This is a genomic window from Nitrospirota bacterium (assembly GCA_016180645.1).
Classification (GTDB): Bacteria; JACPQY01; JACPQY01; order JACPQY01; family JACPQY01; genus JACPAV01.
The window spans coordinates 71,751-82,715 of record JACPAV010000014.1; the positions used below are offsets into that span (position 1 = coordinate 71,751).

Annotated in this window: 9 protein-coding genes; 5 read left to right on the forward strand and 4 right to left on the reverse strand. The window is 58.8% G+C overall.

The genetic code is table 11. The features are described from left to right. The 4 genes from HYT87_09960 to HYT87_09975 all read right to left on the reverse strand — a co-directional run bounded on the left by HYT87_09960 (nt 1) and on the right by HYT87_09975 (nt 5,804). Nucleotides 1-1,911 (reverse strand): 2-oxoacid:acceptor oxidoreductase subunit alpha, encoded by a 1,911-nt coding sequence (locus HYT87_09960; protein MBI2060083.1) that lies wholly within the window; start codon nt 1,909-1,911, stop codon nt 1-3. Nucleotides 1,912-1,965: 54 nt separating this feature from the next. Beyond that, nucleotides 1,966-2,949 (reverse strand): succinate--CoA ligase subunit alpha, encoded by a 984-nt coding sequence (sucD, locus tag HYT87_09965; protein ID MBI2060084.1) that lies wholly within the window; start codon nt 2,947-2,949, stop codon nt 1,966-1,968. Nucleotides 2,950-2,995: 46 nt separating this feature from the next. Beyond that, entirely contained in the window at nt 2,996-4,255 is a 1,260-nt protein-coding gene (gene sucC / locus HYT87_09970; protein ID MBI2060085.1) for an ADP-forming succinate--CoA ligase subunit beta, read from the reverse strand. Nucleotides 4,256-4,484: 229 nt separating this feature from the next. Then, nucleotides 4,485-5,804, reverse strand: coding sequence for a hypothetical protein (locus HYT87_09975; protein ID MBI2060086.1), 1,320 nt, complete (start codon nt 5,802-5,804; stop codon nt 4,485-4,487). 516 nt (nt 5,805-6,320) lie between these two features. Between HYT87_09975 and HYT87_09980 the strand changes: the two genes are divergently transcribed. The 5 genes from HYT87_09980 to HYT87_10000 all read left to right on the forward strand — a co-directional run bounded on the left by HYT87_09980 (nt 6,321) and on the right by HYT87_10000 (nt 10,918). Next, entirely contained in the window at nt 6,321-6,932 is a 612-nt protein-coding gene (locus HYT87_09980) for a hypothetical protein (protein MBI2060087.1), read from the forward strand. 130 nt (nt 6,933-7,062) lie between these two features. After that, a complete protein-coding gene (locus HYT87_09985; protein ID MBI2060088.1) occupies nt 7,063-8,526 on the forward strand; it encodes an N-6 DNA methylase in 1,464 nt (487 codons plus the stop codon). Continuing rightward, nucleotides 8,523-9,371 (forward strand): hypothetical protein, encoded by an 849-nt coding sequence (locus tag HYT87_09990; protein ID MBI2060089.1) that lies wholly within the window; start codon nt 8,523-8,525, stop codon nt 9,369-9,371. The genes HYT87_09985 and HYT87_09990 overlap by 4 nt, the downstream gene beginning before the upstream one ends. A gap of 73 nt (nt 9,372-9,444) precedes the next feature. Next, nucleotides 9,445-10,146, forward strand: coding sequence for a four helix bundle protein (locus HYT87_09995; protein ID MBI2060090.1), 702 nt, complete (start codon nt 9,445-9,447; stop codon nt 10,144-10,146). Between the two features lie 70 nt (nt 10,147-10,216). After that, nucleotides 10,217-10,918, forward strand: a complete 702-nt coding sequence (locus HYT87_10000) for a restriction endonuclease subunit S (GenBank protein ID MBI2060091.1) — start codon at nt 10,217-10,219, stop codon at nt 10,916-10,918. The last annotated feature ends 47 nt before the right edge of the window (nt 10,919-10,965 follow it).

A 10,965-nucleotide genomic window follows, 5' to 3' on the forward strand; every position in this document is an offset into this window, starting at 1 on the left:
TCACCTCTTTGAGAGCTGTTTCTTGAATTCGTCCTGGAGTTCCGAAACGCTGAACGGCTGGCCGGTGACCCGGTTGTAGCCGATCGTTTCTACCAGGTAGTTTGCGCGGATCAGGAAACTCAACTGGCCGAGGTTGTTTTCGGGGACCAGGATTCGCTTGTGTTTCTTCAGGATGGAACCCAGATCGGAGGGAAGCGGATTCAGCCAGCGAAGATGCAGGTGTCCAATGGAGAGTCCCTGTTCCACCGATCGCTCGACGGCCGTGCGAATGGGTCCGAACGTGCTGCCCCAACTGACCACGAGCAGGTCGGGGTTGGCCTTGCCGACGATCTCGGTCGGCGGGAGTTCCTGGGCGATCCGGGCCACCTTCTCCGCCCTCATCTTGACCATGAGATCGTGATTGGGAGGATCGTAGGAGATGTGGCCGAGGATGTTGCTTTTCTCGAGTCCCCCGATGCGGTGTTCGAGACCCGGCGTGCCGGGAAGGGCCCACGGCCGCGCCAGCGTCTTTTCGTCCCTGGCGTACGGCTGGAATCCTCCATTGGATCCGGCCTTGAGGGCCCGGAGGCGGGGCGACACGTCCATGGCCGGCAACGCATTGACGTCGGCGATCCGCCACGGCTCGGAACCGAAGACCGTGTACAGATCGGTGAGAAGGATTACCGGCGTCATGTACTTGATCGCGATCCGGGTGGCCTCCACGGCGCAGTCGAAGGCATCCGAGGCGGAAGCCACGGCGACAATGGGAACGGGCGATTCGGAGGGCCGGCCGAAAAGCGCGAACAGGAGATCGGCCTGTTCCGTTTTGGTCGGCATTCCGGTGGAGGGTCCGGCGCGCTGAACATCGACGACGATGATCGGGAGTTCCGTAATGACGGCCAGTCCGAGCGCTTCGCTTTTTAGCGCGAGGCCGGGACCGCTCGTTCCGGTGGCCCCCAGCCCCCCGGCGAACGAGGCGCCGATGGCCGCGTTCATCGAGGCAATCTCATCTTCGAACTGCATCGTGATCACGCCGAAATTCTTGAGCGACGAAAGTTCCTGCAAGATCTCCGTCGCGGGCGTGATCGGATAGCTGCAGTAGACCAGCTTCAGGTCGGCCTTCTGCGTGGCGGCCACCATGCCGTAGACGATGCCTTGGTAGCCGGTCAGGTTCTTGTAGCGTCCGGGGCGCAGCTTGGCGGGCGGCACCTCGTAAGCGACGGAAAAGAGTTCGACGGTTTCGGCGTAATTGAAACCGGCCTTGAGGACCCGAGTGTTAGCCTCGACGAAATCCGGCGACTTGGCGAATTTGTTCTTGATCCAGCGTTCGATCGGATCGAGCGGCCGGCCGTAGAGCCAGCAGACCACGCCCAGCGCAAAAAAGTTGCGACACCGTTCGCGATCTTTGTGGGAAACGGACGCCATGTCCTCGATGGTCTTCACCGTGATCGAGGTCATGGGGATCTTCACCACGCGCAGTCCGGAGAGAGAATTGTCCTCAAGCGGATTGGCCTGGTAGCCCGCCTTCTCAAGGTTCTTTTCCGTGAATTCGTCTGTGTTCACGATAATCGTTGCGTTCGGAGCGATCCGGTTGAGATTCGCCTTCAACGCCGCCGGATTAAAAGCGATCAGGACCTGCGCTTTGTCGCCCGGCGTATGGATGTCATACGACGAAAATTGGATCTGGTACCCTGAGACACCCGGCACCGAGCCCGCCGGGGCGCGGATCTCCGCGGGAAAATCGGGGAAGGTGGAGAGGTCGTTCCCCGCGATGGCGGTAACGTTGGTGAACTGGCTTCCGGTGAGTTGAATACCGTCGCCCGAGTCGCCGGCAAACCGGATGATGGCTTCGCGGACCTGCTGTCGGCTGATCCTCTTCTTTCCGCCTTCAGGCGAATCGAGGCGGTCTTCGGGTGATGGTGTTTGTGCCATGTTGTGCTTCTCCCAGCTTAGGTTCTTCGTTGCATCGCCAGGGATGCCTCTCCGTTACCTCTTGAGCTTCTTGACCACGGTCTCGCCGATGGCGGCGGGACTGGGAATGACATGCGCCCGGGCGCGTTTCAATGCCTCGACTTTCGAGGCGGCGGTCCCGGAACCCTGTGAGATAATCGCTCCGGCGTGGCCCATGCGGCGTCCCGGCGGCGCCGTCTGCCCGGCGATGAAGGCAAAGACGGGCTTCTTCATATGCTTCCGGATGAACTCCGCCGCTTCCTCTTCCTGCGTTCCGCCGATCTCGCCGATCATGACCACCGCCTTGGTCTGCTTGTCCTGTTCGAAAAGTTGAAGCGCATCGATGAACCCCGTGCCGATGATGGGATCGCCGCCGATTCCAATGCACGTCGACTGACCCAAGCCGCGTTCCGTAAGCTGCCATACGGCCTCGTAGGTGAGGGTGCCGCTGCGGGAGACGATGCCCACATTTCCCTTTCGGTGGATGTAGCCGGGCATGATGCCGATCTTGCATTCGCCGGGCGTGATGATGCCGGGACAGTTCGGGCCGATCAGCCTCGTGGGCTTCCCGTCGAGGTACCGCTTCACGCGCACCATGTCCAGGACCGGAATCCCCTCGGTGATGCAGATGACGAGTTCCATTCCGGCCTCAATGGCTTCCACCATGGCATCCATGGCGAACGCGGCGGGGACGAAGATCACCGACACGGTGGCGCCGGTCTTCCGCGCGGCCTCCTCGACCGAGTCGAAGATGGGCACGGGTCTCGATTTCGGAAGCTTGGGGTCGGCCGCTCCGGAAGGCTGCGAAGTACCCTGCCTGATTCCATCGATTCCTTCAGGGTGTCCTCTCGCGGCACTTCCCCCTTCCTGGGGGGCGAATAGCTCGCCGCCCTTGCCGGGAGTCACGCCCGCGACGATCTTGGTGCCGTAGGCGAGACACTGCTGGGCGTGGAACTGGCCGTTCTTGCCCGTGATGCCCTGCACGAGGACTTTCGAATTCTTGTTGACCAGGACAGCCATCGTGCAAAGACCGCCTAACGGAATCTCTGTTCGTAGGGGAGCATCTTTAGATGCTCCCTCTTGTCGGGAGGGTCTTAAGACCCTCCCCTACGCATTCTGTTGGGTGTACTAGGTTTCCGGTTCCTGTTCTGGAGGCTTCCACGGCCTTGCGGGCGCCTTCCTCAAGATTCGCCGCCACGATCAGCGGCAATCCCGAATCGGCGAGCATTTTCTTCCCAAGCTCCACGTTCGTTCCTTCCATCCGAACAACAATCGGCACCGGGATCTGCACTTTTCCCGATGCGCCCCACACCTCCTTGACCGCTTTCAGCATCCCTTCGGCAAGAGTATCGCACTTCAGAATGCCGCCAAAGATGTTGATGAGGATGGCCTGGACTTTGGGATCGGAAACCAGAATTCGGAAGGCCGCCGCCACTTTCTCCGCGCTGGCCCCCCCCCCGACGTCGAGGAAGTTGGCGGGCTCGCCGCCGTGGAGTTTGATGATGTCCATGGTGGACATCGCCAGGCCGGCGCCGTTCACCATGCACCCGATGTTGCCGTCAAGATGAATGTAACTGAGATCGAACTTGGAGGCTTCGACCTCCATGGGATCCTCCTCCAGCCGGTCGCGCATGTCCGCCACCTGCTTGTGCCGGAAGAGGGCGCTGTCGTCGAGATTCATTTTGGCATCGAGGGCCAGCCATTGTCCGCCTTTCGTGAGCACGAGTGGGTTGATTTCCAGGAGCGTGCAGTCCAGAGCAACATAGGCTTGGTAGAGGTTTCGCAAGAGCCTCGCGAAGCCGTCCAAGATCGGCCCTTTCAAGCCGAGCGCCAGTCCGGCCTTCCGTCCATGCGCGGGCAGGGCCCCGATGCTCGAATCGATCGCGATCTTGACGATTTTCTCCGGCGAATGCTTGGCGACTTCCTCGATCTCGACGCCGCCTTCCGTGCTGGCCATCACCGTCAGCCGATTGCGGCTCCGATCCAGCACGAGGCCGAGGTAGTATTCCTTCTGGATATCAAGTCCCTCCTCGACGAGGAGCATCCTCACGAGTTTGCCCTGCGGCCCGGTTTGATGAGTCACGATCTTCATTCCGATCATTTTCTGGGCGAGATCTCCGGCTTCATCCGCCGAACGCGCGAGCTTGATGCCCCCGGCCTTGCCGCGTCCTCCCGCGTGGACTTGGGCCTTCAAGACGACCGGTGAAGTGCCCAACTGCTCCACCGCCTTTCGAACTTCGTCCGGTGAGCGTGCGAGAATGTTTCTAGGGACAGGTACTTGAAAAGATTTCAGGAGTTCCTTCGCTTGGTATTCATGCAAGTTCATAGTGTGTAATCCTTGTCAGTATTGAAACCTGTTCAAAACCGCGCGCGTAGTGTGTCCACTTCCCCCTTCCGGGAATATGATCGCGGTCAACCTGGATGTTCTAGGCTCTATGTGAAAACCCCACCATTGCCTTGGGGAGCATCTCTTGGTAGCCGCACCCTTTACGGGTGCGTCTTCGGACGCAGGCTGAAGCCTGCGCCTACCGGTCCAACGCGTTTTCAAACAGAGCCTAGAACCCTTCGCTCGAGATGGCGGAAGGGGTGGGTTGAACCACGGCGGAGGAAAACGCCTGCATCAACACGGACACCATGCCGACGCGCAGGCCCGTGCCGAACCCCGCGATGTTGTCCATGAGCATCTTGAGGAAAAAGCCGCCCGAACGCAGATCGTTGAACACCGTGTGGCTCATGAGCGTTTTTCCGTCCATCGGATAGAAATCCCACGCACCCCATTCGCCGTCGATCGTATGGTCCCGCAGGCGATTGAGCGAAAAGGAAAGGCGGTTGCCGCCCGGCTGCCAAACGTAGTCGTAGGACTGCTCGAACGTGAGCGGGAAAATGATCTTGTACTTCATCTTGAATTCCATGGTGAAGGCGTTGGCATCGCCTTTGATCTTCCGGACGTCCTCCATCACTTTGAAGAACTTGGGATAGCGGCCGAAGTCGGTGACGACGGCCTTGCACCGTTCGGGTGGCGCGTCCACGAGCGCCAGCGAGGAGAAGAAACGGATCCCGTTTGAATCGGGATACCATGACAGCACGACTTTCTTGAATTGGCGGACGAGTCCTTCCAGCGCGGCGCTGTTTTCGATGGGTGGAGGGAGGGTGACTTTCTGCCAATCGAAGGACTTGGCCTCCGCAATCACCTTGATGCCTTCCACGCGTTCCTTCACGGATTCGGGGAAGAGCGTGCCGACCGAAACGAGCGTCGGCGTTTCCAACTCGGGAAACGTCTTGAACATGAGCTTCGCCAGCGCCCCGAATGAGGAGAGATTCGCGTATGAGGTGTAGGTCATCACCGTCCGGTTCTCATCGACTGGGAAGTAGATCTCCCGATAATTCACTTCCGTGAACGCCTGCTCGCCTTTCTTTGCCGGCAAGCCCCAAATCAGATGCTCATCCTTTTCGAGGTGCTGTTCGAGCGTCCACACGATGCCGAGTTCGATCGGCCCGGCCTTGATACCGGTCTTGTACTCGGAGTCCTGCGACCGTTGTTCGGGCCGTTTCTCCAGCACCTTCACGTGAATCACGTTCGGAACAAACTCGTGATAGTGGTCGTAGTCGGTGACCGTCGCCCAAACTTTTTCGAACGGGGCCTTGATCAGAAGGATGCCGGTGACGAACGTGGGCTTTCCCGGCTGCTCGTGAATGATGACGATCGTGGCTTTTTCGAGCAGCGGGACGAGCGCCTTCGGATCGAACGTCCCGCGGATCTCCGGGTAGACCCCTTCCGGCTCGTGGGCGAAAAGCGGCGCCGAAGGAAGGGCGAGGAATATGGCTGCGGCAACCAACGCCCGAAGGCAAAGTAACACCCTCCCGTTCAAAGTCATGATGGCCCTTGTCTACCAAACCCACTCGCGGCTTTCAACCTGAAAACTGCGTCCGCCCTTGCCTTCAGGGCTCAAACGTAGAGCCTCTAACGTAATGACGCGGGCTGAAGCCCCATGCCACGGAGGGTATGGGACCATGGTATGTCGCCGCACCACGGATGGTGCGGCATGTAACATGGCCCGCGGCTACCGGGAATGCGCATCCGTGGTAGGCGCAGGCTTTATGCCTGCGGAAGACGCTTACTGGTTCCCCATTGTGTTAGAGGCTCTTAGTCGCACGGAGCCGCAACGACCATTCCGTGTGCGGTTTTCCGCCGGGCCGGGTATCATCCTGCCGTACCATGAACCCTGCGAGGACTGATCGGTCGGGGGGCACGGGGAATCCGGTCTCCCCCAAGCCCCTGTGGACAAATTACGACCTGTGTTGATGTGATCTCCCTCGTCACTGCCCGAAAAGACTGCCGAGGTGATATTATCAGGCCACATTTTCCTCTGAATGAATGGATAGAAAGCATCATGTCCAAAGCTAAGCCGACGGCCGAAAAAGCCGGGGATGAAATGGCGGCGTTTCCGGGTCCACAGGACAGATTGTTTGAATTCGCGGCCAAAGGGACAGTCACTCCGTCGGAATTTTCCAGGAGACAGGCTTGGCACTTCTACGTAAACGGCTACAAAGACGCCGCTGATTTCCTAGTCACACATGCTGCAACAGAGGGAGACCCGCGTAAGATCGGGTACCCCATCTTATTCTTGTACCGCCAGCACCTCGAACTGGCACTCAAAGCCCTAATTCGCGATTGCGGCCGTATGGCTGGGAGGCGCGAGGCCTTTCCCAAAACACATCGAATCGATGACCTATGGCAGATTTGCTGTCGTTTACTCAACGAAATATCGTCAGGCACGTCCAACAACGATGAAATACAACAGACCACTCGGCTAATCGCTGAGTTCTCCAAGGTAGATCCAACGTCCGAGGCGTCTCGATATCCGGAAGATAAAGACGGTAATCCACCCGCGGTTGACGTGGAAGTTGTTCTGAGCACGGTGAAAGAATCTGTTGGAAAGCTGTCACTGCTTCTGGACTGCATAGGCACGCATGTCAACATACGTGAAGACGACGCTTTCTAACATCGGCTCGCAGCGGAACGGAACCGCAACGGCGACATTGCGCATGCCGTCGCGGTCCGCTGAAGCCGGGCGTCAGCCCGCACGAGGCGCGACCGGAAAACGAAAATGACTGCGTCGAGGATGGGTGACTGTGTTTGAACAAGCCTTCAAGAACATCGACGATGTCCTCTGGAAAGAGGCGGGGTGCACAACCGAGCTTGACTACACCGAGCAGACTTCCTGGCTGCTGTTCCTGAAATACCTCGACGGGCTGGAGCAGGACCTCGCCGATGAGGCCGCGCTTGAGAGGAAGAAGTACGGCTACATCCTCGACAAGCCGTACCGATGGGAAAGTTGGGCCGCGCCCAAAGGCAAGGACGGCAAGCTCGACCACAACAAGGCCCTGACCGGCGACGACCTTCGCGACTTCGTCAATCAGAAGCTCTTTCCCTACCTCCACGGCTTCAAGCAAAAGGCCAGCGGGCCGAACACGATCGAATACAAGATCGGGGAAATCTTCGGCGAGATCAAGAACAAGATCTCCAGCGGCTACAACATGCGGGAGATCATCGATCACATCGACGAACTGCGCTTCCGCTCACAGGCCGAGAAGCACGAACTCTCGCACCTCTACGAAGCCAAGATCAAGAACATGGGCAACGCCGGTCGCAACGGCGGCGAGTATTACACCCCGCGTCCGCTCATCCGCGCCATCGTGCAAGTGGTCAAGCCGAAGCTTGGCGAGCGCATCTACGACGGCGCGGTCGGCTCGGCGGGCTTCTTGTGCGAAGCGTACGAATACCTCAAAGAGGCCCATCCCAAGCGTACCACCTCGCAGGACCGCATCCTTCAGGAGCGCACCTTCCACGGGAAGGAAAAGAAGTCCCTCGCCTACGTTATCGCGATCATGAACATGATCCTGCACGGCATCGAAGCGCCCAACATCATCCACACCAACACGCTCACGGAAAACCTCGCCGACATTCAGGAGAAGGACCGCTACGACGTGGTGCTCGCCAATCCGCCCTTCGGCGGCAAGGAGCGCCAGGAGGTCCAGCAGAACTTCCCCATCCGCACCGGCGAGACCGCCTTCCTCTTCCTCCAGCACTTCATCAAGATCCTCAAGGCCGGCGGGCGCGCCGGCGTGGTCATCAAGAACACCTTCCTCTCCAACACCGATAACGCCTCCGTGAGCCTGCGCAAACTCCTGTTGGAAAGCTGCAACCTCCACACCGTCCTCGACTGTCCCGGGGGGACGTTCCAGGGCGCAGGCGTGAAGACCGTCGTTCTTTTCTTCGAGAAAGGCAGCAAGACCCGCAAGGTTTGGTTCTACCAACTCGACCCCGGCCGCAACCTGGGCAAGACCAACCCGCTGAATGACGACGACCTCGCCGAGTTCGTGAAGTTGCAGAAGACCCTCGCCGACTCTCCCAAGAGCTGGTCTGTTGACACCCATGCCCTGAGCGAAGTCGAAGGGTTTGATCTCTCCGTGAAGAACCCGAACGGCGGCGAGGAAATCGTGCATCGCAGCCCACAGAAAATCATGGACGAAATCGCAGCGCTGGACGCCGAGAGCGCAGAGGTGCTGTCGAAAATCAGGGGGATGCTTGAATGAAAAAAGACCTGGCCATTTTTGAGGGACACGGAATCCGCCGCCTTTACGACGAAAAGACCGAGACGTGGTGGTTCTCGGTCGTGGACATCATTCAGGTGCTGACCCAACAGCCGGACCATCAGGCGTCCAGAAAGTATTGGAAGGTTCTAAAAGGCCGCTTGGCTAAAGAGGGAAGTGAACTGGTAACAAACTGTTACCAATTGAAAATGGCAGCGGATGACGGGAAGCAGCGCCTCACCGACGTGGCCTCTGCCGAGACCCTCCTGCGTCTGGTGCAGAGCGTTCCCAGCCCCAAAGCCGAGCCCATCAAGCTCTGGCTCGCCAAGGTGGGCCATGAGCGAATGCAGGAGATGACTGACCCCGCACGGGCGCTCGACCGTGCCCGCGAGACGTGGCAGAAGCATGGCCGCAGCGAAAAGTGGATCCAGCAACGGATGACCGGGCAGGAAACCCGAAACAAACTCACCGACTACTGGGCCGGCCACGAGATCAAGAAGGGGGAAGAATACGCCATCCTGGCCAACATCATCCACCAAGAGTGGTCGGACGTCACGGTGCAGGATCACAAGGCTATCAAGGGCCTCGAATCCCAGAACCTGCGCGACCACATGAGCGAGGCCGAACTCATTTTTACCGCCCTCGCCGAACTTTCCACCCGTCAGATCGCCGAGACCGCCGACGCCACCGGCATGCCCGAAAACAAGGCCGCCGCAAGGACCGGCGGCAAGATTGCAAAACGCGCCCGCTTGGAACTCGAAGCCAAGACCGGCAAACGAGTTGTGACCGGCGAGAACTACCTGCCGCCGGGAAGCGTCAAACGAATCAAAGGCGCAAACGATGAATGAAACCGTCGCCATCGCAAAGCCTCGCGCTGGACGCGGAGAGAGCGAAGGTGCTGTCGAGAATTAGGGGGATGCTATGAGAAAAGATGGGAAGAATGAGAATAATGTGAGTGATGGAAAACATTCTGCCCATTTCTCCCATCCTTCCCATCACTCCGATGAGCCCGACCGGCTGCTCCCTCCGCGCGGCGACTACCAGACGCTGCTGTCGTTCCAGAAGGCCGAAGTGGTTTACGACCTCACATTCCGCTTTGCCCACAAGTATCTCTCCAGAGGCGACCGCACCATCGACCAGATGATCCAGTCCGCGCGGTCGGGAAAGAAAAACATTCTGGAGGGCAGCAAGGCCGCGCTCACTTCCAAGGAAACCGAGATCAAGCTCACCAACGTCGCCCGCGCCAGCCTGGAGGAATTGCTGGATGACTACAAAGACTACCTCCGCGCCCGCGACCTCAAGATTTGGGACAAGGATTCCAAGGAAGCCCAGTACGTCCGCAGTCTGGGCCGCAAAACGCCGCAGACCTACGAGGACTACCGTGAGTTCGTGGAGTCCCGCCCGCCCGAAGTCATCGCCAACATCGCCCTCTGCCTCATCCACCAGACTAATTACCTGATTGACCAACAGCTCCGCCGTTTGGAGAAAGACTTTCTCGAACAGGGCGGCCTGCGCGAGCGCATGACCCGTGCCCGCTTGCGGTATCGGAATAGGAATTCTGCGCCATACGAGTCCCAGGATGGGCATAGGCCGCCGCCCAGGAAACCCGGAGGCCGGCCATGACTCCCATCCGTCCCATCATTCCCATTTTGCCCCCAATCGCGGAGGTGCGGGGGAATATCAAGGCGCTGATATGAAGAAGGGGTGGGAAGTCAAAGAACTCGCAGCGGTGTCTGCCATTAACTACGGCTACACGGAAAGCGCAACTAGCGAGCCAGTCGGCCCTCGATTTCTCCGCATAACCGACATTCAAGACGACCGGGTCGATTGGGGAAGCGTGCCCTACTGCAAAATCGAATCAGCGGACCTTCCCAAATACCGCCTTGCCAGTGGAGACATAGTTTTTGCGCGAACAGGTGCAACGACAGGCAAAAGCTTCCTCGTGTCCCATCCGCCCAATGCGGTATTCGCATCATATTTGATTCGTTTACGGTTGTTCGACAAGAAACTGTTGCCCGAGTTCGTGTCGTTCTTCTTCCAAACCGACGGTTACTGGAAGTCGATTGAGGATGGTTCAGCCGGTAGCGCACAAGGCGGCTTCAACGCGACCAAGCTTGGCGCTCTCACCATCCCCGTCCCCCCGCTTCCCGAACAGCGGCGGATCGTCGGCATTCTCGACGAAGCGTTTGAGGGCATCGCCACCGCCAAGGCCAATACCGAAAAGAACCTCGAAAACGCCCGCGCCCTATTCGAAAGCCACCTTCAATCCGTCTTCACCCGGCGCGGCAAGGGGTGGATTGATGCGAAGTTGGGTGATGTCTGCCACAAAATCACAGACGGCACTCGGAGCTTACCCCCATCGTTTGGACAGATTTCAGCCAAAGTTAAGCTATAGGAATTCTTTGTCAAGTTCTTGATTTCTTGGTCCCCCGCCTTCCTGGG

What these genes read in the sequence shown, in the direction of transcription:
- HYT87_09975 (MBI2060086.1), bottom strand. Translation starts at nt 5,804, where the DNA reads ATGACTTTGAACGGGAGGGTGTTACTTTGCCTTCGGGCGTTGGTTGCC.
- HYT87_09980 (MBI2060087.1), top strand. Translation starts at nt 6,321, where the DNA reads ATGTCCAAAGCTAAGCCGACGGCCGAAAAAGCCGGGGATGAAATGGCG.
- HYT87_10000 (MBI2060091.1), top strand. Translation starts at nt 10,217, where the DNA reads ATGAAGAAGGGGTGGGAAGTCAAAGAACTCGCAGCGGTGTCTGCCATT.
- HYT87_09990 (MBI2060089.1), top strand. Translation starts at nt 8,523, where the DNA reads ATGAAAAAAGACCTGGCCATTTTTGAGGGACACGGAATCCGCCGCCTT.
- HYT87_09995 (MBI2060090.1), top strand. Translation starts at nt 9,445, where the DNA reads ATGAGAAAAGATGGGAAGAATGAGAATAATGTGAGTGATGGAAAACAT.
- sucD (MBI2060084.1), bottom strand. Translation starts at nt 2,949, where the DNA reads ATGGCTGTCCTGGTCAACAAGAATTCGAAAGTCCTCGTGCAGGGCATC.
- sucC (MBI2060085.1), bottom strand. Translation starts at nt 4,255, where the DNA reads ATGAACTTGCATGAATACCAAGCGAAGGAACTCCTGAAATCTTTTCAA.
- HYT87_09960 (MBI2060083.1), bottom strand. Translation starts at nt 1,911, where the DNA reads ATGGCACAAACACCATCACCCGAAGACCGCCTCGATTCGCCTGAAGGC.